This is a genomic window from Marivita sp. GX14005 (assembly GCF_023370775.1).
GTDB lineage: Bacteria > Pseudomonadota > Alphaproteobacteria > Rhodobacterales > Rhodobacteraceae > Marivita.
Map to the genome: position 1 here is coordinate 94,392 of NZ_JAMCCQ010000006.1, position 24,395 is coordinate 118,786.

General features: G+C 59.9%; 30 protein-coding genes. 12 read left to right on the top strand and 18 right to left on the bottom strand.

The window, feature by feature from the left end; genetic code table 11:
• Positions 1–84: 84 nt before the first annotated feature.
• On the top strand, positions 85–285 hold the full coding sequence (locus M3465_RS16280; protein WP_007803412.1) for a heavy-metal-associated domain-containing protein: 201 nt from the start codon (positions 85–87) through the stop codon (positions 283–285).
• Between the two features lie 42 nt (positions 286–327).
• Here M3465_RS16280 and M3465_RS16285 read toward each other — a convergent pair whose 3' ends face one another.
• From M3465_RS16285 to M3465_RS16315, 7 genes are all read right to left on the bottom strand, one after another.
• On the bottom strand, positions 328–1,059 hold the full coding sequence (locus M3465_RS16285; RefSeq protein ID WP_009807488.1) for a DsbA family protein: 732 nt from the start codon (positions 1,057–1,059) through the stop codon (positions 328–330).
• Position 1,060: 1 nt separating this feature from the next.
• Complete coding sequence (locus M3465_RS16290) at positions 1,061–1,543, bottom strand: c-type cytochrome (RefSeq protein ID WP_007803408.1); 483 nt, start codon at positions 1,541–1,543, stop codon at positions 1,061–1,063.
• Positions 1,540–2,934, bottom strand: a complete 1,395-nt coding sequence (locus M3465_RS16295) for a multicopper oxidase family protein (RefSeq protein WP_249502771.1) — start codon at positions 2,932–2,934, stop codon at positions 1,540–1,542. The genes M3465_RS16290 and M3465_RS16295 overlap by 4 nt, the downstream gene beginning before the upstream one ends.
• A 43-nt stretch (positions 2,935–2,977) precedes the next feature.
• A complete protein-coding gene (locus tag M3465_RS16300; protein ID WP_054540598.1) occupies positions 2,978–3,895 on the bottom strand; it encodes a c-type cytochrome in 918 nt (305 codons plus the stop codon).
• A gap of 2 nt (positions 3,896–3,897) precedes the next feature.
• The gene (locus tag M3465_RS16305; RefSeq protein ID WP_054540597.1) at positions 3,898–4,470 is read right to left on the bottom strand and encodes a c-type cytochrome; all 573 of its coding nucleotides are present in this window, start codon (positions 4,468–4,470) and stop codon (positions 3,898–3,900) included.
• Between the two features lie 372 nt (positions 4,471–4,842).
• Entirely contained in the window at positions 4,843–5,301 is a 459-nt protein-coding gene (locus M3465_RS16310; RefSeq protein WP_054540596.1) for a c-type cytochrome, read from the bottom strand.
• A gap of 28 nt (positions 5,302–5,329) precedes the next feature.
• Positions 5,330–5,890 (bottom strand): L,D-transpeptidase, encoded by a 561-nt coding sequence (locus tag M3465_RS16315; protein ID WP_054540595.1) that lies wholly within the window; start codon positions 5,888–5,890, stop codon positions 5,330–5,332.
• A gap of 201 nt (positions 5,891–6,091) precedes the next feature.
• On the opposite strand from M3465_RS16315, the gene M3465_RS16320 reads away from it, so the two are divergent.
• Together M3465_RS16320 and M3465_RS16325 are read left to right on the top strand one after the other, a co-directional pair.
• Entirely contained in the window at positions 6,092–6,349 is a 258-nt protein-coding gene (locus M3465_RS16320; RefSeq protein WP_239521101.1) for a DUF2933 domain-containing protein, read from the top strand.
• Between the two features lie 283 nt (positions 6,350–6,632).
• The gene (locus M3465_RS16325) at positions 6,633–8,762 is read left to right on the top strand and encodes a protein-disulfide reductase DsbD family protein (RefSeq protein WP_249502772.1); all 2,130 of its coding nucleotides are present in this window, start codon (positions 6,633–6,635) and stop codon (positions 8,760–8,762) included.
• 28 nt (positions 8,763–8,790) lie between these two features.
• Here the strand turns inward: M3465_RS16325 and ccmI are convergent, their stop codons facing one another.
• The 7 genes from ccmI to M3465_RS16360 form a co-directional block, all read right to left on the bottom strand.
• On the bottom strand, positions 8,791–9,942 hold the full coding sequence (gene ccmI, locus M3465_RS16330; protein ID WP_054540592.1) for a c-type cytochrome biogenesis protein CcmI: 1,152 nt from the start codon (positions 9,940–9,942) through the stop codon (positions 8,791–8,793).
• The gene (locus M3465_RS16335) at positions 9,939–10,412 is read right to left on the bottom strand and encodes a cytochrome c-type biogenesis protein (RefSeq protein ID WP_054540591.1); all 474 of its coding nucleotides are present in this window, start codon (positions 10,410–10,412) and stop codon (positions 9,939–9,941) included. Before M3465_RS16335 ends, ccmI begins: the two co-directional genes overlap by 4 nt.
• Positions 10,409–10,975 carry a DsbE family thiol:disulfide interchange protein gene (locus tag M3465_RS16340; protein WP_054540590.1) on the bottom strand — a complete coding sequence of 189 codons (567 nt, stop codon included), beginning with the start codon at positions 10,973–10,975 and terminating at the stop codon, positions 10,409–10,411. The genes M3465_RS16335 and M3465_RS16340 overlap by 4 nt, the downstream gene beginning before the upstream one ends.
• An 8-nt stretch (positions 10,976–10,983) precedes the next feature.
• Complete coding sequence (locus M3465_RS16345) at positions 10,984–12,984, bottom strand: heme lyase CcmF/NrfE family subunit (protein ID WP_054540589.1); 2,001 nt, start codon at positions 12,982–12,984, stop codon at positions 10,984–10,986.
• A 64-nt stretch (positions 12,985–13,048) separates the two neighbouring features.
• Positions 13,049–13,354: an SHOCT domain-containing protein gene (locus tag M3465_RS16350; protein WP_235974530.1), complete on the bottom strand. Its 306-nt coding sequence runs from the start codon at positions 13,352–13,354 to the stop codon at positions 13,049–13,051.
• The gene (locus M3465_RS16355; RefSeq protein ID WP_054540588.1) at positions 13,290–14,756 is read right to left on the bottom strand and encodes an ATP-binding protein; all 1,467 of its coding nucleotides are present in this window, start codon (positions 14,754–14,756) and stop codon (positions 13,290–13,292) included. Before M3465_RS16355 ends, M3465_RS16350 begins: the two co-directional genes overlap by 65 nt.
• Positions 14,756–15,478 carry a response regulator gene (locus M3465_RS16360; protein ID WP_054540587.1) on the bottom strand — a complete coding sequence of 241 codons (723 nt, stop codon included), beginning with the start codon at positions 15,476–15,478 and terminating at the stop codon, positions 14,756–14,758. The genes M3465_RS16355 and M3465_RS16360 overlap by 1 nt, the downstream gene beginning before the upstream one ends.
• A gap of 188 nt (positions 15,479–15,666) precedes the next feature.
• Between M3465_RS16360 and M3465_RS16365 the strand changes: the two genes are divergently transcribed.
• The 6 genes from M3465_RS16365 to M3465_RS16390 all read left to right on the top strand — a co-directional run bounded on the left by M3465_RS16365 (position 15,667) and on the right by M3465_RS16390 (position 19,413).
• Positions 15,667–16,140, top strand: coding sequence for a rhodanese-like domain-containing protein (locus M3465_RS16365; RefSeq protein ID WP_054540586.1), 474 nt, complete (start codon positions 15,667–15,669; stop codon positions 16,138–16,140).
• Positions 16,141–16,228: 88 nt separating this feature from the next.
• Positions 16,229–16,666 carry an ion channel gene (locus M3465_RS16370; RefSeq protein WP_040104431.1) on the top strand — a complete coding sequence of 146 codons (438 nt, stop codon included), beginning with the start codon at positions 16,229–16,231 and terminating at the stop codon, positions 16,664–16,666.
• A 161-nt stretch (positions 16,667–16,827) separates the two neighbouring features.
• A complete protein-coding gene (locus M3465_RS16375) occupies positions 16,828–17,277 on the top strand; it encodes a DUF6010 family protein (RefSeq protein ID WP_249502773.1) in 450 nt (149 codons plus the stop codon).
• 3 nt (positions 17,278–17,280) lie between these two features.
• Positions 17,281–17,943: a TVP38/TMEM64 family protein gene (locus M3465_RS16380; protein ID WP_249502774.1), complete on the top strand. Its 663-nt coding sequence runs from the start codon at positions 17,281–17,283 to the stop codon at positions 17,941–17,943.
• A gap of 1 nt (position 17,944) precedes the next feature.
• Positions 17,945–18,952: a cation diffusion facilitator family transporter gene (locus tag M3465_RS16385; protein WP_249502775.1), complete on the top strand. Its 1,008-nt coding sequence runs from the start codon at positions 17,945–17,947 to the stop codon at positions 18,950–18,952.
• An 11-nt stretch (positions 18,953–18,963) separates the two neighbouring features.
• The gene (locus M3465_RS16390) at positions 18,964–19,413 is read left to right on the top strand and encodes a DUF411 domain-containing protein (RefSeq protein WP_249502776.1); all 450 of its coding nucleotides are present in this window, start codon (positions 18,964–18,966) and stop codon (positions 19,411–19,413) included.
• Positions 19,414–19,418: 5 nt separating this feature from the next.
• On the opposite strand, the gene M3465_RS16395 is transcribed toward M3465_RS16390, so the two are convergent.
• Complete coding sequence (locus M3465_RS16395; RefSeq protein WP_249502777.1) at positions 19,419–19,913, bottom strand: Crp/Fnr family transcriptional regulator; 495 nt, start codon at positions 19,911–19,913, stop codon at positions 19,419–19,421.
• Positions 19,914–20,060: 147 nt separating this feature from the next.
• Here M3465_RS16395 and M3465_RS16400 point away from each other — a divergent pair, with 147 nt between their 5' ends.
• Complete coding sequence (locus M3465_RS16400) at positions 20,061–20,585, top strand: hypothetical protein (RefSeq protein ID WP_249502778.1); 525 nt, start codon at positions 20,061–20,063, stop codon at positions 20,583–20,585.
• 105 nt (positions 20,586–20,690) lie between these two features.
• Positions 20,691–21,248, top strand: a complete 558-nt coding sequence (petA, locus tag M3465_RS16405; protein WP_249502785.1) for a ubiquinol-cytochrome c reductase iron-sulfur subunit — start codon at positions 20,691–20,693, stop codon at positions 21,246–21,248.
• Between the two features lie 69 nt (positions 21,249–21,317).
• Here the strand turns inward: petA and M3465_RS16410 are convergent, their stop codons facing one another.
• Entirely contained in the window at positions 21,318–22,385 is a 1,068-nt protein-coding gene (locus M3465_RS16410; protein WP_249502779.1) for a helix-turn-helix domain-containing protein, read from the bottom strand.
• A 226-nt stretch (positions 22,386–22,611) separates the two neighbouring features.
• Here M3465_RS16410 and M3465_RS16415 point away from each other — a divergent pair, with 226 nt between their 5' ends.
• A complete protein-coding gene (locus tag M3465_RS16415) occupies positions 22,612–23,496 on the top strand; it encodes a recombinase family protein (RefSeq protein ID WP_249502780.1) in 885 nt (294 codons plus the stop codon).
• Between the two features lie 78 nt (positions 23,497–23,574).
• On the opposite strand, the gene M3465_RS16420 is transcribed toward M3465_RS16415, so the two are convergent.
• Both M3465_RS16420 and M3465_RS16425 read right to left on the bottom strand, forming a co-directional pair.
• Positions 23,575–23,970, bottom strand: a complete 396-nt coding sequence (locus tag M3465_RS16420) for a PIN domain-containing protein (protein WP_028288627.1) — start codon at positions 23,968–23,970, stop codon at positions 23,575–23,577.
• Positions 23,960–24,187: an AbrB/MazE/SpoVT family DNA-binding domain-containing protein gene (locus M3465_RS16425; protein ID WP_009503866.1), complete on the bottom strand. Its 228-nt coding sequence runs from the start codon at positions 24,185–24,187 to the stop codon at positions 23,960–23,962. The genes M3465_RS16420 and M3465_RS16425 overlap by 11 nt, the downstream gene beginning before the upstream one ends.
• Between the last annotated feature and the right edge of the window lie 208 nt (positions 24,188–24,395).

Here is a 24,395-nt window from a genome sequence, read left to right on the forward strand (position 1 = left end):
GCGCCAAATAAATTTCTTCACTTGACCTTCCAGCGGGGGGAAGCCCCATGTCACCGATAGAAATCAGATCAAGGAGTGGTTCCGATGAAGTTCAGCGTTCCGGACATGAGCTGTGGGCATTGCACCGCAGCAATCGAAAGCGCGGTGAAGAGCGCAGATCCGAATGCAGGCGTGGAATGTGACCTTTCTGCCCGACAGGTGCATGTCGACAGCGTGTTACCAGCCGATCAGGTCCAAGCGATCATTCGGGATGCGGGCTACAACGTGGAACCTGCGGCCGCTTGATGCAGTGCCTGGACCACCCAAGGGTGGTCCGGGCACAGAATTTCAGTCTTCGACTTTGCGGGCTTCCTCGACCAAGTCGGCAAGCTGCGCCTTTTCGACGAAGCCCGGGACCAGCGCATCCCCGATCACGAAAGACGGCGTGCCGTTAAAGCCCAGAGCTTGGGTCAGTTGCATGGAGGTCGCAATGTGCTCTTCGACCTCGGGGGCCTCCATGTCCTTGCGCAACTGCGCGATATCCAGGCCGATCTCCTCGGCCACGCGCAGCACGGAGGCCTCTTCCGCGCGGCCTTCCAGCCCCATCATTGCCCAGTGAAACTCTTCGTATTTGTCCTGCTTGCGCGCTGCCAAGGCCGCTTTCGCGGCAAACACCGATCCGTCTCCGAGAATGGGCCATTCACGATAGACGAGGCGAATGTTGGGATCGTCTTCGATCAAAGCCCGCACCTCGGGTTTGACCCGCCGACAATAGGGACAGTTGTAGTCGAAAAATTCCACAACAGTGACGTCCCCTTCCAGGTTGCCGAGAACCGGCGCATTCGGATCGTTCTCGATCAGATCGCGCTGGTCATTCAGAACTTGGGCCTGACTGAGCTCCTGCGCTTGCGCCTGCCTTTGTTCGAGGATCGCCACGGCCTCCATGACAATCTCCGGGTTCTCGCGGATTGCCTCGAGCACAAGTTCCTTGACCCGGGACTCTGACAGTTCGTCCGCGAGTGCCGGTATCGGAAGCAAGGCAGCTATCGCGACCGTCGTGAAGGCTTGTCTGAAACGCATTTTAGTTCTCTCCCCGTTGTTCGTCGGCTTCTGTCCGCGCGGCCTGGACTTCGCGGATGCGGTCTGGCCAGGTGGACCGGATGAAGGCCAGGATGTTGTGAATTTGCTGGTCGGTCAGCACGTCTGCGAAACCGGGCATGCCACTGTCGAATTCGACGCCCTGACGCGCCAGAAGCGCCGCACCCCCCAGTTTTGTGTAATCGAAGAGCAGGCTGTCAGGATGATGCCAGGTGTGACCCGTCTCATCATGTGGTGGTGCTGGCAGGCGCCCATCCGCGCCGGGCGTTCGCCATTCCGGCTGGCCTTCCAGACCCGCGCCATGACAAGACGCACAGTTTTCTGCGTAGAGCAACGCGCCTTCTTCGATGTCGTAGCTCTCCGCCCTGGACGCGCTGCCGACATCCGAGGATGCACTGGTCGAGAGCCAATACGTGAAGGCGGCTGCTGCGACAGTGATCGGAAGGGACCAAACGAGATATCTCATGTGACCCGTATCCAGGTTGTCATGCCAGATGCGGCGTGGCTGAGCATGTGGCAATGGAACAGCCACTTGCCGGGATTGTCTGCCGTAAAGGCGATCTCCCGGGACTCGTTGCCGGCCAACAGGATCGTGTCCCGCATCGGCCCGAACGCGCCGTCGGGGCGCAGCTCGCGGAAATGCATCCCGTGCAGGTGCATCGCATGTGGGAAAACGGTCTGGTTCTCGATCTTCAGGCGCACCGGCTCGTTCAGGGATAGATCGGCCAGTGGCGTGTAGGTCATTTCGGCGACATCATTCAGGGCCCAGAATTTGCCCGCTTGGGCAAGCTGACGGAATCCAAGACGTTCCCCGCCAAGCAATGCGGACTGCATTCGCCCCATTGCCCCGCCGGACATGACCAGTCGCAAATCACGCGCATCGGCAAGGTCCGGGGCGTGTGCCGCGGGGTTCGGCGGCAACGGCAGTGGCTTGCCTCTTGGTACTGAACTGGCTGTGCCGTTGACCAGAAAACTCACCAACGGGGTCAGTTGATCATCATCGCCGATGCGAAGCAATTGGGCGGTGCCGCCTTCGCCTTCGGTCACATCCACAATTAAGTCGACGCGCTGTGCCGGGCCGAGGATCAACTCGCCGTCAACCGACTGGGGTTGGCCGGTTGGCATTCCATCCACGGCCACCGTCCAGCCACTGAATCCAGAGAGCCTCAGCGGGAAAATTCGAGCGCTTGCTGCGTTGATGATCCGCAAGCGAATGCGTTCGTTGCGCTTCGCGGGCAAGGTCAGGTCATAGCGCCCATTGGTCGTGATAAAGTTGCCGATGCGTCCACCGTGGCTCATCATCATAGGCTGTTCGAAATTGTCGAACAGCTGCCCGCTCTCAGGGTCGAGCAACCAGTCCTCCAGAACGATGACTTCCTCGCGGTCTATGTCCGGTCCATCGACCTCTTCGACGATCAAGGCACCGCGCAAACCACGCGCGACTTGCTCGTATGAGCGATTATGCGCGTGATACCAATAGGTGCCCGCGTCCGGTACGACGAAGTCGTAGTCAAAGGTTTCACCTGGTGCCACGGCTTTCTGGGTCAGTCCTGAAACGCCATCCATCGCGTTATCGATCCGGATTCCGTGCCAGTGAACCGAACTGGGATCGGGTACCTCGTTGCGGAACCTGCGACGCACCCGATCGCCTTGTGCAACCCGGATTTCCGGGGCCGGAACAAGACCGTCATAGCCCCAGATCTCTGTTTCCGGGTAGGTGTCCGGAAGAAGTTGTCGACGCGCAACCTTGGTAACCACGTCCTCGAACGGGGTTGCGGCATAAGCCGACCGCGGGATGGCGGCCGCACAGGCCGCCAGAGTTGCATTGCGCAAGAAATCCCTACGTGTTTGCATCATTTCGATCCTCGAGAAAGCGGGGGCGTGTCGCCCCCGCGTGATGTTAGTTCGAAGCGGAGTTCTCCGCCTCGACCGTGTCCTTGTTCAGTAGGAAAAGCGCCATCGCTTCGCGATCGGCAGGTGTCAGAAACCGAGTTCCGTCGCGAACGACTTCCGCCATGCTGCCGCCGAACGCATCGCCCGAAGGGGTGATGCCGGTCTGGAGCGCATAAGCGAGGTTTGAAACCGTCCAGTCATTTTTGGCCAGGTCTTTTGGCCGTATCGCGGGTGCCTTGCTGCCACCGGGAAGCTGGGCGTTGCCTGCAAAGGAAGCACCGATATCGCGGCCTCCCGCAAGATTGCGCGGCGTATGGCAGGCTCCGCAATGTGCCGCACCGCGCACCAATTCCCGTCCGCGATTCCATGAGTCGCTTCGCCCTTCAACCGGTTCGGTATCCGGATCGTAGAAGAACGCCGCTCGCCAGAGCTTCAGCCCCCATCGTTGGTCGAATGGGAAGCTGACATCGTTTTCTGGTGCAGGCTTGTCCACGGGCTGCACGGTTTGAAACGCCGCCCAGAGGTCAGCGATATCCTGGTCAGAAAAATCCGCATAGAACGTATATGGGAAAGACGGATAGTAGGGCGTTCCATCGGGGCCGATACCCTGCCGCACGGCTTTTGCGAACTGTTCTGCCGTCCATTCGCCCATGCCATGTTCGGGGTCTGTCGTCAGGTTGGGCGGATAGAACGTTCCGAACGGGGTTTCGAGCGGCGCCCCTCCGGCAAGTGGCGCGCCGCCCGCTTCGAAATTGGTATGACAGGCAATGCACCCACTGGCGCGCGCCAGATACGCGCCCCGGTCGACATTGCCCGCTGATGCGATCGGCGCCACCGCACTGCCGACAGGCCATGCAATCACCGCGCCGAGGCCGGCCGCGCCCAGCACGGCGACCCCGCTGACCAGTGTCAAAAACCGTCGCATGGTCAGTCTTCTTCCGCCCGGAAGCGTTCATGGCACGCGGAACAGACCTGGGTCGTCATCGCGAATGCCGCGTCGGCGGGCATTTCGGCAATGGCGGCAGCATCCATCATGCCGCCTCCGCCCATCATCGTGCTCCCGCCCATCATGGACCCACCGCCCATCATCGAGGTGCCACCCATGGAGGTATTGCCGCCCATGCCGCCCAATCCATTGTCGGCTGCGCGTTCCAGGCCTTCGGAATATTCTTCCAGCTGACTCGCCAATGCTGCGAAGCGGTCCCAGTCGGTCCACACCTCGTCTTTGGCTTCCGAGGGCATGCCCCCTGTGCCCTCAGGGAACAGGTTCGTCATGCTCTCACCGGCGTGCTGCTGGAACAGGCGCGCGGCATCGCGCACTGTTTCTGCGTCATAGGCCGTTTCGCCCCTCATCATCGGGGCCACGGTCTTGACCGCCTTCCCCATTGCAAGCATGGCGTCCATGCGCTCTTTCACGATGCCGGTGGCACCGCTATGCGCGAATGCCGTGACCGCAGTACCTGCAATCAACACTGCCGCTACGATAGTCGTCTTTTTCATGTCTTCGATCCTTCTTTGGGTCTGCTTTTCGAGCGATGTGAAATCAGACCCACCGTCGTGGCGGTGGAGGATCGCTGGCGGAGCGCAACTCGGTTCGTTGGGTCGCGACGTCTTGCATGACTGCCGTCAGAAACTGCGGCTCGTAAACCACGTTTGGCTGGAGAAACACCACCGGCGTGACAGAACAATCGAGTCCCGGATGACAGTGGCCAGAGGCCTCGTTCGTCGATGACCCTACATCTTCGTGAGCGTGAAATTCTTGCGCCAAGGACGCTTCACCATGAAAAGCTGGCGCCTCAGGCACTCCGAGAACCACTAGGAAAAGGCCGAAAACGGCCGACAGAATCCATCGGTTCGTCTTCGACCAACGCATCAGTTGATCCCGTTGGCCCGCTGCAATTCGCGGACATAGGCGGCCACCATCTTGACGTCTCCTTGGGTCAATCCCTCGATCTTAGGCATATTACCGAAATTCCAGTGATGTGCACGGACGCCGTTTTGAGCTGCCAGAACAAAAGCCATGTCCGAATGGTGGCTCGGTTCGTAGATCTTGTGCACGAGAGGCGGCGCAACACCGTTGCGACCGGCGGCATTTTCGCCGTGACACTCGGAACATTTTGCCTCAAATATGTTCTTCCCAAGCGCCGCCTGCTGCGAGAGTGCGTCAGGCAGCTGGACCTGGACGATCGGGCCGCCTTCAGCGATCTCACTTGTGTCGGGTGGCGTCATGGAGTGGCCAACCGCTGTATCTTCCGCTCCAACGAACTGCCAAACGGCAAAACCCCCGCCGATAACAAAAACGGCACCAATCAGCGCAGTCAATTTGTCCATGCCTGTATCTTCCGCCTTGCCCGTTGGGTCAGATGAGTTTGACTTGAGTGCCGACAGGTGCCCGCTCGTAGACTTCCTCGATCTGTGCGTTGAACAGGCCGATGCAGCCGTTTGACGACCGGCGGCCGATCTTGCGCGTATCCTGTGTCCCGTGAATACGGTAGTACTGCCACGACAGGTACAGTGCACGAGTACCCAATGGGTTGTCCGGATCACCCCCCTCGACACGAGCCGGCCATTCCGGATTGCGTTCCCGCATGGAGGGCGTTGGCGCCCAGCTGGGGTTTTTGCGTTTTTCCACCACTTCGGTGTAACCGCGTTTGGTGAGTTCGTCGGTCAGCGGAACGGACGTTGGGTAGATCCGCATTTCGCCATCTGATGTCCAATGCTGGAGCGCCTTCGTCACGGTATCGGAGATGATGATCCCCTTTCCGAGTGCGTCGAAGTGATCTTGCCAGTCATGAACTCGAAAAGAAGAGATGTTGCGGCGAATGGTTTCGGCTCGAACCACGCTTGGTGCAACCAAAGCGACAGCCGCATATCCCAATAGGCTTCGTCGATTAACCTTGTTGTTTCGCAAAATTGTCATGACACACTCCTAGCCTCGGATTTGTTGCATCTCTTTTACGGGAGACCCGGCATCAGGCAACCTGACAAGGCCGCGAGAAGTGTATCCATTTGTATCCTTGACCTTACCCTGCTGGAGGGCCGCAAATGACGCCGGGAACGAGACAATGGGGGTGTCATGGACCACCGGAACCACAGAAAAAAGCCGATCACGGACAGGCTCATGCATTACGGAATGATGGCGTGTTGCGTCGTCATGCTGCTGCCCATTGCGGGATTTTTTCTTGCCGGCGGCACATTGGCGGGCATGTGGGGCAATGCAGCGGCTTTTGCCCCGCTCCTGCTGTGCGTGGGGGCGCATCTCGTGATGCACAAATTCATGGGAAAATCGTGCCATTCCGACAAGGCAAAGGATACTATCGAGGAAACGACCGAGCCCATAACCTCCGCGATTCCAGTCGTGGTCCGCGACAGGCCGTGATGTGCGCGGGAAGGTACGCGTAGGCGCGTTGCTGTTGTCGGGTTTCATGCTTGGGGGATGTGCCGGAAGTCTTGAAGACTGCTCGGATCGCGGCGCTATCGTGTCCACGAAGCAAGCGTCAGACCTTCTGCCGGATGGGTGTCGAACCCTTTCATCTTCTGCGACTGGCGTTGCGCGAATTGTCTGTGCGGACGGTCGTCAGGGTTTTGCCACAGGTGGACTTTGACGCAATTTCCGCCGTCCTGGCGAAATCTGCGGAAAATATGGGAAGGAAGCAGGTATCTTGATCGATTGCCTTTTGATCCTGCGACGGGTTTTGCTTATTCCCTTCGTGCTCTTGGCCCTTGTCTCTGGAAGTGTCTCGGCAGCAACCTCTGCTGAATACCAAAGTGCGCCACTTACCGCGTATCTCATCAGTGTACAGGACGGCGTTCCCGAGAACACACGGACTCTGTCAGCCGGGCTTCATCTTCAACTGAACGAAAACTGGAAGACCTATTGGCGGTCGGCGGGCGAGGTGGGAATACCGCCTTCGGTCGAATGGAGCGGTTCCGAAAACGTCGCAGATGTCGAATTCATGTGGCCCGCCCCAACGCGCTTCACCGCCTTCGGCATCGAAAATTTTGGTTATGCGGGTGACGTCGTCTTTCCGCTGCGCATAACGCTCAAAGATCCCGGCGCACCTGTGACTCTTTCCGCGCAGGTCAAACTGCTGGTGTGCTCCAATGTCTGTGTCCCGGAAGAGTTTGACCTGTCACTTCGCCTCGGACGGGGCAACGTCATCGACAGCACTTCGGCTGGGCTGATCGGTACGTTTTCCGAGCGCGTCCCCGAAGGGGCCAAGACGAGCGGCGTCAGCGAGGCAAATGCCTTCATCGACGAAGACCTCACGGAGTTGATCGTCAGCCTTCGCGTCGATGAACCACTCCAGTCGCCGGATGTGTTTCCCGAACTGGGTATGGGTGTTGCGCTTGGCAAACCCGATATCCGTTTGGGAGAAGAGGATCGTTTGCTTTGGGCGCGCTTGCCGATCCTCTCGTCGAATACGGATGTGACAGTGGCTCCGTCGATTACCGTCACCGACGGCGAGAACCGGGCGTTTACCGTGATTGCGGATCGCGTGGCGCAAGGCATCGCGCCGCCTTTCGAACTGGCCGCCACGACACCGGACATGATGGAACTGCTTTGGATTGCCGCGATCGCGCTGCTGGGTGGATTGATCCTGAATGTGATGCCCTGCGTGCTGCCGGTGCTGTCCATCAAGGTGTCGTCTGTGCTCAAACACACCGATCACGACACAACCCGTGTCCGGTTCGGTTTCGTCGCTGCCAGCGCCGGCATCATGACGTTCATGTGGGGTCTGGCGCTCGTCCTCTGGGCGCTCCAGACGGCAGGCCTCAGCGTCGGGTGGGGTTTGCAGTTTCAAAGCCCGCTGTTTCTTGCGGCGATGATCGCTGTCCTGCTCGTCTTTTCGGCAAATCTGTTCGCAGCGTTCGAGTTCGCCCTTCCACACGGCATGCAGACGCGGCTTGCAGGGGCCGGAGGACGCAACGGGTATTCCGCCGACTTTTTCACTGGCATGTTCGGTGCCGTCATGGCGACGCCTTGTTCGGCACCGTTCCTCGGCACCGCGGTGGCCTTTGCTTTGGCCGGGCGTGGCGTGGACATCCTCATCGTCTTTACGAGCCTCGGGCTCGGCCTCGCCCTGCCCTATCTCGTCATCGCCGCGTTCCCGCGTCTGGTCGCATTCATGCCCAAGCCTGGTCGATGGATGCTGATCATCAAAAGCGTCATGGGGGTTTTGTTGCTTGCAACCGCCGTGTGGCTGTTCTGGGTGCTCGACGGTGTCGCCGGGCTTGCGTCTGTCATCGCGGTCGCGGCGTTGTCCGGTCTCGCCGTTCTGATCTTGTCCCTCCCGAATGTGCAGTCCCAATTCAGGTGGTCTATTGCCACAGCCAGCCTTGTCCTGGCTCTTGCCGCAGGTCCTGTCCTGCAGCAATCAGCGCCGGCCCGTTCAGAGTCGCAATCGGCATTGGCTTGGATCGCATTTGATCGTTCGGACATAGCGAAACGCGTGTCCGCAGGAGAGGTCGTCTTTGTCGATGTGACCGCTGACTGGTGCCTGACGTGCAAAGCGAACAAGACACTTGTCATCGACCGTGATCCGGTCCGCAGTGCGCTGGACACGCCGGGCGTCACGCCGATGCAGGCAGATTGGACACGCCCGGACGCGCGCATTTCCCGTTACCTTGAGAGTTTCGGCAGATATGGCATCCCCTTCAATGCCGTCTATGGACCGTCGGCACCAAACGGCATTGTGCTGTCCGAATTGCTGACGACCGAGGACGTGATGAACGCCTTGGCGCAAGCCAGGGGTCGGGATATTTCCGCAAAGGTTGCCGGACAGGAGTGACCTGCCCGGGCGGGACACCGACCAGTAGTCAGCCGCCGAGCCGCTCAAGCGCGGCACGGACCGCCGCACGCCGAGGATCACTGGCAGGCTGCTGTTCCAACAGCGCTTCAGCCTTACGGTAGGCGGCGATGGCGCGATCGGGCTCCTGAAGGACGGTATAGGCGTTTGCCAGCCGCATCCAACCATCCAGATCGTCCGGATCATCCTCAAGACGCTCGGCCAGCCGCGAGACCATCGACCGGATGAACTCCGCGCGGTCCGCGTCATTCATCTCCGACGCCGCCGCAACATCTGCCGCACTCGGGCCGGGTTGTGATGTCGGCCCGCTGGGTAGATCGACGACCGGGAGGTCAGCTGCCGCTGCAATCCGGTTGATCTGCAAAACGTATGTTTCCATCCAGGGCACGAACGTCTTTTCCTGGTTCAGCCGGGAAACGAGCAGATCGTAGGCCTTACGCGTCTCTTCTTTTTGAAGATGGTAGAGAGACTCGAAATAGGTTGCCGCAGGATTGGATGGGTCAAGTTCCAAAGCGCGATCAATGGCCAATTTTGCCCGTGGAATAACAACGCCATCATTGGCAACCGCGACAGCCTCCGCCAGCATGGAGAATGTCGCGGAGGTGGCATCCTCCCGTTTGGCGACAACTTCGAATGCTTCGACAGCATCAACTGTTCTGCCCATGCGCTGATAGGTCTGGCCCAACAGCATCCACCCTTCGCTGGGGCCGCCGGTCGGATCGGATACAAGCCTTTCGCGAAGTTGTATTGCCAGCGCCGTCACTTCATCAGTCTGTGCGCGCTCCTCTGCACGGGCAGCGAAGGCCATTGAAGGCACCTCCGGCGATCCCATTGTCAGATAGTAGCCCGCGGCAATAACCGGCGCGAGGACCGCCGCGACAACAAGAGTGCCTCTGCCACCACTACGGGACGATCCGGCTTTTGCTTCCAAATTGCGGGTCGTCGCGAGGATCCGTTTCTTGATCTCGAGTCTGGCTGCTTGAGCTTCTTGTTCAGAAATCAAACCGCGGTCCATGTCTCGTTCGATTTCCTGCATCTGATCGGCGAGGATGGCCGGTACCGCATCTCCTCTGGTGAGAGTGTTCGATTTGGACAGCAGCAGCGGGTAGAGGACTATTCCGATCGCGACCAGCGTCAGAAGACCGAAAATACCCCAGATCATGACGCATCCCCCGCTTCGTTTTGTCTGAGAATTTCGGACACGGTGTTCTCATCCTCCGAGCCCAAGTCTTCAAATGCCTCTTGCTTTCGCCGACTCATCAGTAGCCCGCCACCAACGAAAACCCCGATCAGAACGAAAGCGATCGGAGCGAACCAAAGCGCGTAGGTCGCAGGCTCCAGAGGCGGTTTCAGCAGCACGTAATCCCCGTACCGCGCCCGTATGTATTCGATCACCTCGGTGTCACTGTCTCCGGCGACCAAGCGCTCGCGTACGAGCAGACGCAAGTCCCGCGCCACACCCGCGTTCGAACTGTCGATGTCCTGATTTTGACAGACGACACATCGCAGATCCTTGGAAATCTCCCGCGCACGCTGTTCCAATACCGGGGCGGTCAGCATTTCGTCCGGTTCCACCGCATTGGCGGCAATGGGAAGGAGCCCGATGCAAAACGCGAAAATCAACTGTCTCATGATGCTGCTCCATTTGGCAGTGCGCCTGCCTGCTTCAGGGCTTGCGTGAACCGTTCGACGGCGTCCGGACCCACGACCGGCCCGACATAGCGAAACAAAACGGTGCCATCGCTATCGACGATGAAGGTTTCCGGCACGCCCGACAGGCCCCATTCGATCCCGGTCCGGCCCGACAGGTCGGACCCGATCCGCTCGTAGGGATTGCCGAGGTCATTGAGCCACTTCACGGCATCCTCAGGTTTGTCTTTGTAGTTTATTCCGAACAACCGCATGCCGTCTCGTTCGACAAATCTTGTCAACACGGCATGTTCCGCGCGGCAGGGCACGCACCAGGACGCAAAGACATTGACCACGACCGGTCGTTCGTTGCCGACAAGATCGCTTCGGGCCAGGCCGGGTGTCTCCAACCCCGGCACGGGATCGAGGTCGAACGCCGGGGCCGGTTGCGAGATCAGGACGGAAGGGATCTCGTTGGGATCCCGGTCGGGATTGAGCCCCCAGAGAAAAAACCCCCCGAATATGACCGCCGCAATAAACGGCAGCCCGGCAATGAGACGTTTCATCTTCTCTCCTACTCGGCAGGAACGGCATCGGTGGCTGGCTGTTTGGCACGGCGCGGCGCCCCGACCCTCAAACGGCGATCCGACAAGGACAAACAGCCACCGATCACCAGCAGGATCGAGCCGATCCAGATCAGGTTGACGAGCGGTTCATAGAGGATCCGAAGGGTCCATGCTCCGGCGTTGTTCACTTGATCGGAGGCTGGCGTTGCAATCGACGTATAGAGATCACCCGCCAATGTGGAGCGGATGGCCGACTCCGTCGTCTGGCTTTCCGCGACCGGGTAATACCGCCGTTCCGGGAAAAGTGTCGTGACCAATTCGCCATCCCGACGCACCACAAGGGTGCCGCGATCCGCGATGTAGTTCGGCCCTTGAACCTTTGCGGCCCCTTCGAAGGTGATGTCGAACCCGGCGATCGTGACTTCGGTCCCGGGGGCGGCAAAGACGATCTCCTCACTCTTCCATCCGGTCGAGCCGATCATCCCCATCATCAACACAGCGACGCCGGCATGGGCAAGCGTCATACCGTGAGAGGCGCGTGGCAGGTTGCGCACGCGTCTCGCGCTCTCTGCAAGGGAAACCTCGAACAGACGGATGCGTAGCGCCCATTCCCGCAGGGTCGCAAAAAGCAGCCACGCTGCGCCGAGGATGGCAAGATAGGCCATGATCGGCCCGCCATACAGAAGATACCACGCGGCCAAGGCGGCGACGACCGCCAGCACGGCCACGAACCGAATGCGATCGAGCAAACCGGCGAAATCAGCCCGCTTCCACGACAGGAATGGACCAAGACCCATGAACACGACCAGCGCCAGCATCATCGGAATGAAGGCCGCGTTGAAGAAAGGTGGACCCACCGAGATCTTGTCCCCCGTGACAGCCTCGAGGATCAGCGGATAAAGCGTCCCGAACAGGACCGTTCCCGTAGCGGCGGCCAGAATGAGGTTGTTCACGAGCAGCCCGGCTTCGCGGCTGATCGGGCGAAACAGACCGCCCGGCTCCATTTCGGGTGCCCGCCAGGCGTAGAGCGCCAGCGACCCACCGATGGACACGGCCAGCAGACCCAGAATGTAAAGCCCGCGCTCCGGATCGACGGCGAACGCGTGTACCGATGTAAGCAGGCCTGACCGGACAATGAACGTCCCGAGAAGTGAAAGCGAGAAAGTCAGGATGGCAAGCAGGATAGTCCAGCTTTTGAACGCATCGCGCTTTTCCGTGACGATGGCCGAATGCAACAGCGCTGTGCCCAGAAGCCAAGGCATGAAGCTTACATTCTCGACCGGATCCCAGAACCACCAGCCGCCCCAGCCCAGTTCATAATAGGCCCACCAAGACCCGAGGGCGATACCCGCCGTCAGGCTGATCCAGGCGGCCAATGTCCATGGCCGGACCCATCTGGCCCAGGCCGGATCGACGCGACCCTCTATAAGAGCCGCAACGGCGAAGGAAAACACGATGGAGAAGCCGACATACCCGAAATACAAGAGCGGCGGGTGCATGGCGAGACCCATGTCCTGAAGCAACGGGTTCAGGTCATTGCCGTCGAGCGGCGGCGGAAACACCCGCTCGAAGGGGTTCGACGTCAGCAGCAGGAAGGACAGGAAGCCGACACTGATCCACGCCTGCACCGACAGGGTGCGCGCCTTGGTCTCGGCGGGGATGTTCGATCCGAACCAGGCGACGCCCGCGCCGAACACCGCGAGTATCAGGATCCAGAGCAGCAGCGAACCCTCATGGCTGCCCCAGGTCCCGGCCACCTTGTAGAGCATCGGCTTGAGCGAATGGGAATTCTCGACGACGTTCCTGACGGTGAAGTCGCTGACGATGAAGGCCTGCATCAGCGCTGCGAAGGCTATGGCCACAAACAGCACTTGTCCTATTGCCGTCGCCTGGGCGGATTTCATCCAGACGGCGTTTCCACGCGACGCACCTGCAATCGGCAGAACGCTTTGAACAAGCGCAAGCGCAAGCGCGAGGGCCAGTGCAAAGTGACCAATTTCCGGGACCATGGCGTTCTTTCCGATCTAAAGTTAGTGACGTCGCGTGGGACGGTGTTCAAATTCGTGATGTGGACTACTCGTCCAGTGTTGCTTTCAGGCGACGAAACTCTTCTTCGTCGATTTCCCCATTCGCAAAGCGACGCCTCAGCGTTTCCCGCGCGTCCGATTCCGGCGGGGGAGTGCCATTGTCCCGCAGCCTGAGCACCAGAAACACGATCAATGCGATCACGGCGCCCCAGAAGGCGAGCATCATGAAGCCGCCCATAAAGCCATAGCCACTGCCCCACATGTGCCCCGTCCAGGAGCCTGGTCCATCAGCCTGCGCCATGCTGGCGGGCAAGCTGGCCAGCAACGTTGGAATGAGCGTTTTCAGTTTCATCTGTTTCTCCTTCGATTAGTTCGCTTTCATCCAGTGGGATGGTGACAACAGCGCGCAAACCCGCGCTGTTCTGGTTGACCAGCTGGATATCGCCGCCATGGGATTGGACGATTGTCCTCGCGATCGAGAGCCCAAGCCCATAACCGCCCGTTTCCAGAGACCTCGATTGCTCGAGGCGATAGAAGGGATCGAAGACCTTTTCCAACTGGTCGACGGGAATGCCGGGCCCATTGTCATCGATGTTGAGTACGAGGTTCGAACCGTGGGTCGCCCAGCTGACTTTTGCGGCACCACCGTAGCGAACGGCGTTCTCAAGCAAGTTCCTCAGTGCCCTTCGGAACGCGTTGGGTCGAAGCCGCACGGCAACATCATCACTCGGGGCAAAGGTGCAGTGTGCCGCCATATCGCTGCACAAGCTGTCCAGAAAATTGCGCAGATCGACCACTTCGGCACCCTCGGATCCGGTAAGGCCGCGTGCAAAGGTGAGCGTCGCTTCGACCATACTCTGCATCTCTTCGACCGATGCGATGAGGCTGTCCCGCGTCTCTTCTTCGTCAACCAGCTCCGCGCGGACACGCATGGCGGTCAACGGCGAGCGCAGATCGTGACCAAGGGCTGCGAGCATCCGTGTCCTATCACTGACAAACCGGGTCAGCCGTCGCTGCATGCGGTTGAAGGCGACGGTCAGATCCCTGACCTCGGTCGGCCCTGTGACCGCCAATTCGCCCACATCTTCGCCCCGGCCAAGATGGTCCGCGGCCTTGGAGAGGTGCCGCAAAGGACGCGTCAGGCGCGTCATGACAAACCAGAAGATCGCCACCAGAAGCAGTCCGGCGGAAATTCCAAAGGTCAGCATCGAATAGAAAGGCCATTGGATTGGCGGACGCTCGAACCGCGTTCCGACATTCAGCCAACGCGCCCCCTTGATCGCGATCGACAGGTTCATTTCAACCGCTGTCAACTCTCCGCGCATCATCGCTAGATGCATTTCCGTCATCTCGTCCGAGAGATTGGGAAGAGGCCGCAACTCGCCCTCGATCTCGTGCAATTCAACGCGAATGTCCCGGCTGTAGCTGTCGTCCATCAGGGCGCGTATTCGCGCTTCCACGATGCCGCCGTCCGAGTGACCGGTGTGATCCACGATCGGAGCGTCCGACAGATCGAACCGGATCAGAGGCGAATTTGCCGCGCGAAGGATCGAGTCCTGCAGATCCAACGGAGCCTCCTCGATCAACCGCGCGACATTTGCTGCGCGACCCGCGGCCTCGAACCCCAATGCGGCACGAATCGCAAGGCTGCGCTCGTCAGCGAACAGGAACAGGCTGATCGCCTGGGCCACGACAAGTGCCGCGACCACAAGCAGGATCAACTGGCCGCTCAGAGACCTCATCGCACGGCGCATCACGGCGCATCCTCGACATCGGCAGCCAGACAGTATCCGCCGTTCCGCACCGTTTTGATGACACTGGGCCTAAGTACATCCGGCTCGATTTTGCGGCGGAGGCGGCTGATCTGATTGTCGATGGTGCGATCCATCGGGCCTGCCGTCCGACCAGCGGTCAGGTCAAGCAACTGGTCACGGCTGAGCACCATCCTCGCACGTTCCAGCAGGACCGCCAGCAATTTGAACTCGGAGGTCGTCAATGGCGTCTCGGTGGTGGACTGGTCAATCAGCACCTGCCGGTCGGTATCCAGTATCCAATGCGCAAAAGAGACTTTCCTCCCCGCGAGCCTTCCGGCCACGGGTTCGTCACGGTTGCTTCGCCGAAGAACCGACTTGATGCGGGCGAGCAGTTCTCGTGGATTGAACGGCTTGGCGAGATAATCGTCCGCACCGATTTCCAGCCCCACGATCCGATCCGTTTCCTCACCAAGCGCCGTCAGCATGATGATCGGAAGATCACCCTCTGGCGCAAGTCTGCGGCAAACCGACAAACCGTCCTCGCCCGGCATCATGACATCGAGCACGAGGAGGTCGAAGTGACCGGTGGCCAGTTTGGCATCCATCTCCACGGCATCCCTGGCGACGGTCGTGCGCATTCCGTTCTTCTCCAGAAAGCGCGCGACGCTTTCGCGTATCTGAGCGTGGTCGTCCACGATAAGGATATGAGGTTGCGGTCCCATGGCGTCCTTCCTAGATCATCGTTGCATCGTGTTTCATGGGCAGAATTGTAGCCGTTTGTATCAGGTCAGTCCCTTGCTACAGATGGATACAAATCTGTGCCTGCACCGTGTCGTGCTCCCGGGTAGCGTCGCGCGTATGTTATGTGACCTTTGGGATCGCAACCGATCAAAGGATGAGGTTTTCGAATATGGCTCTTGATTTGAACCGGCGCCGTTTCGTTCTGGGTGCTCATATGACGGTGCTGACCGTCACGGCGTCACCGCTTTTGGCGCAGAGCCGATCTGTCTGGTCGGCAGAGAATGCCTTTGACGCGCTTCTATCGGATACGGCGCGGATCATCGATGTCAGAACGCACGAAGAGTGGCAAGAAACCGGCGTAGGTGCTGGTGTATGGCCGATAAGCATGCACGCGTCCGGTTTTCCGGACCGCTTGTTCAGGGCGAAGGAACTGAGCGGTGATCGCACTGTTGGACTGATCTGCGCCACTGGCGGACGCTCCGCATCGCTGCTTCGAGCGTTAAGACAAGCTGGTTACTCGGGCTACGCCGATATCTCGGAAGGGATGTTGGGATCAGGCGAAGGGCCTGGCTGGATCGCATTGAACTTGCCGACCGTTCCGGTGGATGTCGCCCTGAACGGGTTGCCCCCCGCGTTGACCTGACCTGTGAAGAATCAATCGGTTCCGTTGTGCTAAAAGCCTGATGTATGGTCAAATTGACCTGTTTGAACAGGTAGACGGGTTTGGGTGTATGACCGAGTTGATGGCCATGTTTGTCGGAATATGCGCGGCGATCCTGATGGGAATTGTCCATCATTATGCGTTGTCGGGCATTCTGAAGTTTTCCCCGCAGCGGTCGGATGGCTCCGGCTTTCGGATCATCCTGACGTTTTCCGCGTTGCTGTTGCTGCACGTATTGGAACTTGTGACGCTCGCCGTGTTCAACACGATGGTGGTGGCAAGCGTTCTGCCGCAATCGTTCAGCAACAGCCCGCCGATGTTTCAGGATGTTCTCTATGTTACGGGCATCTCGTTCTCGACCCTTGGCTATTCGTCCATAGAGGTGGTCGGGCCCTTTCGACTGTTGCTGATGCTGCAATCGCTTTTGGGCTTCATGTTGCTGACCTGGTCAGCGACGTTTCTTTACTCAGCCTGCCAGCAAGTCTGGCAGAAGGCGAAAGATGACTGAAAATCGCCACGCGCGTCGGACATGAGCTTGGCGTCAGCGTCAAATACGTCCTGATATCGGTCCTTTGACCTCACCGTGGAACGGTTGAGTGAGCGCTGCGTTGCGCGCGTGGATGAATAGCCCTTGACCTTCCAGTTGCTGGAATCCCTAGGTACAAAGCCATGGCACAGATTTTCGAAAAGACAGGCGATAACGTATCGCACCATCGACACGGGGATATCTTGAAATCTCCCGTATGGGTTGGTGTGTTGTTTGTCTTGCTCACAATGCCGGCTCACCTGTTTTTGGATGAAAAGAGCTCGATAGCTCTTGCTTCGATCACGCTTGCTTTGTTTGGCGGTGCCTATATCGGCTTTGGCGCTGCGGACGGCAGAGCGCGCATGTTCTGGGCAGAGCTCGCGGTCGCCCTTTTGTTCGGCTCAGCAGCGTTCCTGGGGCTGATATGGCATTGGGCCTTCCTCCCCTTGGGCTTGGCCCTGCACGCCCTTTGGGACATGTCACACCACAATTCCTATCGTCTCGCCCAGATCCCGAACTGGTATATTCCGTTCTGCGTGGCCTTTGACCTTTTGGCAGCGGCGTTCTTCGTTCTGCTCTATGCCGTGTTTTGAACCATGATGATGCGCATTCTTCTTATTGCGGTGATCCTGGTAGCAATCATCGCATTGGCCTTCCCCGACGTCCTTGGCGTTGATATTCGCCTGCCGGATCGGGCGGAAATCGACCGCTGGATCGAGGCGGCAGGTCTTGCCGGACCAATCGTCATCGTGGCGCTCATGACAATCGCTATTGTGGCAAGCCCCCTGCCCTCGGCGCCGATCGCACTCGCCGCCGGAGCGGCTTATGGACACACGTACGGGACGATCTTCGTCGTTCTTGGCGCGGAACTCGGCGCGCTTGCGGCCTTTGGACTGGCCCGCGGCCTGGGTCGTCCTTTCGTTGAGCGTCATCTCGGTCAGAAGATTAACGCGGGCCTGTTCGGATCGCAGAACACTCTGACCTTCTTGGTCTTCGGCAGTCGCCTGCTGCCGTTCCTGTCCTTCGATATGATCAGTTACGCCGCAGGTCTGAGCAAACTGCATCTTTGGAGGTTCGCGCTGGCCACGATGGCCGGGATTATTCCAGCGAGTTTTTTGCTCGCTCACATGGGCAGCCAGGCGATGAACGGAGATGCCCGCACTGCCACATGGACCGCGCTTGCGCTCGGTGGCTTTACCGGCTTGTCGGTTCTCTTCGCCGCGACGCGAAAGACCGGTACACAACGGGAGGAGAGCTGATATGGCCAGTCATTCGCACGCCGGGCACATGCCGAGTTCTGGCAAGGCGCTGGTCATCTCCGCCTGGCTCACCGGTATGTACTTCGTGATTGAACTGGCCGTGGGCCTCTGGACTGGCTCGATTGCCGTCCTGTCGGATGCGTTTCACACCCTGTCGGCAGTTGGCGGCGTTCTGGTGGCCATCATCGCGCAGCGCATTGCGCGCCGCCCGGCGGATTCGGCGCGGAGTTTCGGTTGGTACCGCGCCGAGATCATCGGGGCACTGGTGAATGGCGGCTTTCTTCTCGGCATGGCGCTTCTGGTGATCTGGATGGGCGCGATGCGGCTCGGGAATCCGATTCACCTGGCCACGGGTCCCATGCTCTGGGTCGCCTTCGGAGGCCTGGTCACAGAAGTGATCTCGCTGGGGCTGATGTGGCAATCGAGCAAGGACGATCTGAATGCCCGTGGTGCGCTCTGGCACATCATCCAGACCTTTGTCGGCAGCCTCCTGATCATCGTCACCGCTCTCGTGATCGAGTTCACTGGGTTTCTGGCGATTGACCCGATCCTCGGCATGGCGTTCGGGGTGGTTCTCCTCTGGGCCTCCGTCGGCGTCATCAAGGAAGCGGTCCACATCCTCATGGAAGGCACGCCAGAGGGAACGGATCTCGAGGCTGTGACGGCGGACCTGCGCGGCCAGGACGGGGTTCTGGACGTTCACCACGTGCATGCCTGGACGCTGACCAGCGGCAAACACGCATTTTCTGCCCATATCCGTCATGGTGAGCCCGCAGAGGCCGCGGGCCTGCTGAACCGGGCCTATCGTCGACTGACGGAACACTATGGGTTTCACTTGGTCACGCTGCAGCTCGAAACCGCGTGTCTCGACGAGCGCCACGCGCGGGATCTCGATGTGACGCTCCCGGACAGCCAACGCGTGTCGCCCGCCGCCGCCGACGCCCATGCCGCCCATGCAGACCCGCTCGACAGCGCGGCGCAGGACGCTAGACTCCCTGACAACTCCTAGAGGACCTCCGAATGAAACGACGCACATTTTTGATGACAGGCGCAGCAGCCACCCTGGCATTTCCCGTTGTCGCTGACACGGCACCCCTTCTGAAGGTGCTCAAAACCCCCACCTGTGGATGCTGCTCCGCCTGGGTCGATCATGTCCGGCAAGCGGGGTTCGCGGTCGAGGCCCAGGACGTCGATCAGGATCAACTTTGGGCGTTCAAAGACCGGCTGCAAATCGCACCAGAGCTTGCTGGATGCCACACAGCGGTCGTGGGCGACTATTTCATCGAGGGCCACGTGCCTGCCGCTGACATTATGCGGCTGCTGGCAGAGCAACCGATGGCGCGCGGGTTGACGGTTCCCGGCATGCCGATGAGTTCGCCCGGCATGGGCGGTCCCGGGGCAGGTGACACTTTTGATACCCTGCTTGTCGGCTCCGACGGGGTGACCTCGGTCTTCGCGAGCCACAGCTGATCGGGTCACGGGCGCAGGTGATAAATCCCGCGGCACGGGTTTGTGACCCGCCCGTCCTGCACGAGCTTTCGCAGCGCCCTGTAGGTCGCCTCATGGCTCAGCTGTAACCGGGCGGCGAACTCAACGACGGAGCCGTCGAGCAGGCCCGCGACCAACCCCGCCATGACCCGGTCCTCTGCGCGCCGAATGCCGACAATCTCGAGCATCTGTCGCTGCGCCTGTATCTGTTGAGCGGCCTGACGGCCATAAGCGCGGGCAAATGCCGGGTCGGCAAAGGCGGCCATGACGGCAGCCTTGTCGATCCGGATCAGCACCCCGGCCTCAACACAGACCGCATCGCAATGATAGACCTCTGAAAACACCGAAGCTTCGGCAAAGCTTGTACCGGCTTGGGCACGGTGAATGATGAACCGCTCGCCATTTGGGCCGACCCGCTCGAGATGCACGCGCCCGGTTTGCACGACATAGAGACCGTGGGTCGGGTCACCTTGATGAAACACCACATCGCCAATCGCGCCGGAAATTGGGCGCAGGGCTGAGCTCGGGATAAGATCATAGGGGTTTGGCAGCATATGATTGAAATCATATTGCGATGCATCCGCCCCTGCTAGCGTAAAGATGACACCACCCCATTAAAGGACCCGTCCATGCGTCTCATTCTCCTCCTCCTTGCCATAGTGATGGCCGCACCCGTGGCCGCGCAGCACACCCATTCCGCGACTGGGCAAGATAGGGGTGGACCACAGGAAACCGGGCAAGCGGCCTTTGCCGCCCTGGCGGAAATCGTTGCGATCCTGCAGGCCGATCCCGAGACGGATTGGGAGCGGGTCGATATCGACGGATTGCGCCGCCATCTGGTCGATATGGACCTTCTGACCCAGGAGGCCGTGATCGCCCGCACGCTGCGGCCGGAAGGGGCCCGGTTCGAGATTCGGGGCACCCCACGTGTTCTCGAGGCCATCCGCGCCATGGTGCCCGCCCATGCGCCCTTTCTCGCGGCTGAAACCGGCTGGGATGTTGTGACAGAGGACTTAGAAGATGGCGTGGCGCTCAATGTCGATGGCGATGCCGCGCAGATTCAGGGACTTGGCTTTTTTGGCCTGATGACCATCGGGGCGCATCACCAGGAGCATCACCTCATGATGGCAAAAGGCGCAGCCCCGCACCATTAATGCGCCGACACGACGTGTTTTCTGGCCGTAGTGAGGCGCGCTGACAAAACGTTACATCTTGCCTGTTGACCTTCCCGCGCGGGAGACATGGACACATGCCCCATGATGGAAGCGTCAGAAGATACCGAACGCAGGGATTTCCTGTATTACGCAACGGCTGGAGCGGGGGTCGTGGCCACAGGGGCCGCGCTCTGGCCTCTGGTGAACCAGATGAACCCCTCGGCAGATGTCCGCGCCTTGGCACAAATCATCGTCGACATCTCCGATCTTGCGCCCGGAACGCAATTGACCGTCAACTGGCGCGGAAAACCTGTCTTTATCCGTCATCGAACGGAGGCAGAAATGGCTCAGGCTCGGGCACAGGCGGTCTCTGACCTGCCTGACAGCTCGGCGCGCAACCCAAATCTGCCCGACGATGCGCTGGCAAGCGATGAGAACCGGGCCATTGCGGGTCACGAGGCATATCTGGTCATGATCGGTGTCTGTACCCATCTGGGCTGTGTCCCTCTGGGGGATGGGGCGGGGGATTTCGGGGGTTGGTTCTGCCCCTGTCACGGTTCCCATTATGACGCGGCTGGGCGCATTCGCAAAGGCCCGGCACCTGAGAACCTGCATATTCCGGACTTGTCGCTCTCGGAGGAGATGGTGCTGACTTTGGGGTGATGCAATAAAGGATAATCTGTAATCAGAGCGCTCGAAACTGGAACAGATTTCGACTGGCCGCTGGTCGGCCTAAATCGCAATACTCCACATCCGAAACCGTCCCTGCCCCGTCACTTCACGGATTAGACCCTTCGCTTCCATCCAGGCGAGATTGCGTTGAGCGGTGGCGCGGCTAGCACCGATCCACATTTCGGCCATCGGGGCGGAAACGAGGGGCCATTCGGTCAGCAGGGCGCTCAGGACCGGCGGTGTCTTGCCTGAGAGCGTTGACATCTCTGCTTTGGCCTTCGCTGACCATGATTGGATATCGTCGAGGCGCCGCATCGCCATGTGGATAGCTGTCTGCATCCCCTCGAGCCATTGTTTAAGGCGCTCTGCCGATGGCCCACTCGCGCGCAGGCCCCCTGCCCCGCCCATTGCCAACGGTGCGAAAATTGCCCCGTTTCCCTCGCTAGCCGCGATGCGCGCGGCCGTGACCGCTGCTTCCACCCGATCGCCCTGCTGCCCAAGGCCCGCAAGACTCCAGAGATGAAACCCCATGCAGGCGCGGGTGATCGGATGAAGATCGGCGGCCTGTTTCATCAAATCCAGCCAACCGCTCGCGCGATCGTCGAAGCGCTCGGCATTTTCATCGATGTTTTCAGGATCGCGGCGGTCGAGGAAGGCTGCGATATCGACTATCGGGTCAGGACCGCCTGTCAGTCGCCGAACGGCCCATCCAATTCGCGCCAAGGCATTTGGGTCATCTTGTGCGCCTGACAGGCGCATAGAAATCCATAGCGCCAGACGATCCGGGCCTACGCGATCTCCTGCAAACCAGCTCAGGTCTGCCGCCTCGATCAGTGCCAACCTATGCAGCCAGCCTTTGGGCGCGCGAGCCAATCGGTCATCGAGCGCACCCAAGCGCCCGGCCACCCTTGCCAGAAGCGCAGCCTGATCCGCTTCGGCCCTTGCCCAGTCATCAATGAGGCCCTTTTCCGGCTGTCCCGCCCGAGGTCCGGGAGGCCGGTAATCCGGTTCCTCTTCGATCGGGCCCGGCAGATACCAGAGAACTTCTTCCGAAGCATCCTCATTCCCCTCTCCGATGTCGAGGGGTTCGTCGAAATCTTCAGGAATAATAGTCGATTGTGGCATCATATGTGCAAAATACAGATTATTTGCACATTACCCAAGCTGTTTTGTGACCGTCGACAATGCTCTTTACACATTACGTGCGCGCGACTGCCGACGGAACCTTTCAGATCGCGATCAATGCAAGGAAACTAGGGGATTGTGCATCGGCACAATGAGAAAACACTTGCTTGCATTCGTTTGTAAACGGTCGTTTATTGCCGCTATATGAAACTGCAAAAAGACTGTTTTGATGCCATTGATAGGCTATGCGCGCGTATCCACAGAGGATCAAACCCCCCTGCCCCAGTCGCAGGCCCTGAAATCTGCGGGTTGCGCCGAAATCTATGAAGAGCACGCCTCAGGCGGCAATCGCGCGCGGCCGGTGCTTGGGCGTGTGCTCGAACGCATCCAGAGTGGCGATACGCTGGTCGTCGTGAGGATCGACCGGCTTGCGCGGTCTCTGTCGCATCTGCTGGAAGTGATCGAGCGGCTGGAGGCTAGGGGTGCGTTCTTTCGCTCGATCCAGGACCCGATCGACACTGGATCCCCGCAGGGCAAGTTCACGCTGCAGGTCTTGGGCGCTGCGGCCGAGTTCGAGCGCGCCCTGATCCGGGAGCGCACCAAGTCCGGCCTCGCCAGTGCGCGCACAAAGGGCCGCGTGGGCGGAAACCCTGGACTGCGGGCCAAAGACCCTGCCGCTCTTCGCAAGGTGCGGCTAGCGCGACAGGACGGCTACATGGAGCGTCTGAACGAAACGGCACAAGATTGGGTGCCCCATGTGCGCCGGTTGCGCCCTGACTTGGCCTGGGAAGACGTGGTGCGCATCATCAACGGCCCCTTGCCCGAGGCGCGTCGCTGGACCCAAAGCCGTCTCTTGCGCGCCGTGAAGGCCTATGTCCGCGACGGCTTCCTGCCCGAGACAGTTTTGGCCCGCGCCGGCCGCCGCGAAACCGACGACCGCCTGCCCGCCATCGTCGCCGCCATCAAGGGCGCGGATCCCGGCATTACGCTCCAGGCGATCTGTGAACGGCTGGAATCAATGCGCGAACGCACACCACGTGGCCGAACGAGATGGCAGCCGTCGTCAGTCAAGATGCTGTTGGAGCGGGCGGAGAGGCTGGGGCTGCTTGAGTAGCCTAACAACCTTGCAAATCCTCCACTATAGGGAAGGATTACAAGGTTGTGGTCAGTTTCAGGCACAGAAGCCGTTCGCTCATGCAAAGGGGTTGACGATGCGAAGCTGGCCTTCCACCAGCAGGCCATCTTGCATGTCCTCGCTCCACAGCGTGGTACACCCCGCAACCAAAGCGCTGGCCACGATCATCGCGTCGTAGATCGAGAAGCCGTAGCGTTCCGCCAAAGCGCGGCCGACGTCATGGGTCTGCACGGTGAGATCTTCGACGGGACACAAGGCGCGCACGCCTTCGAGAAAGGCCGCTGCTTCCTCCCAACCGAGGCCAGCTTTGCGGCGGCAGTTCACCAGTGACTCGTTTAGAACCTGAACGCTGATCCGGGGCCCCTGCCCCAGGATGACCTCGGCGCGATCGGCCTTTGGGCCGTCGTCGAGCAGGTAAAGAACGACATTCGTGTCCGCGAACTCAACGCTCATGTGCGTCGTCGCGGCTCAGACGTTCTGCTGCGGACAACTTGCCCCGGAAGCGGCGCAGGCCGGTAAGTACCTCATCCGCACGAGCAAGGCGACGGACTCTGACCCGACCGTCGTCCTTGACCAGGTCGATCTGATCACCCTCCTTGAGACCAAGCTCTCGGACGAGCTCCGCGGGCAAACGGACGGCCAGCGAGTTACCCCATTTTGCGACCTGCATCGTGACCTCCCATGCGGATATACGTCTTGTAATGTATATCCGAAAGGTTCCTAAGACAAGCCTGCCGCAAACCCTAGCTACTCTTGTGCATGACGCAGCGACTGACACCAAATCTAGAAAGAGCTTGCACGAATCTGATAGCTCGGGCAATAGTCTCGATAAATAACGCGCGATCACATAAAAAACGCGCCCACGAATCGAGGCAGAG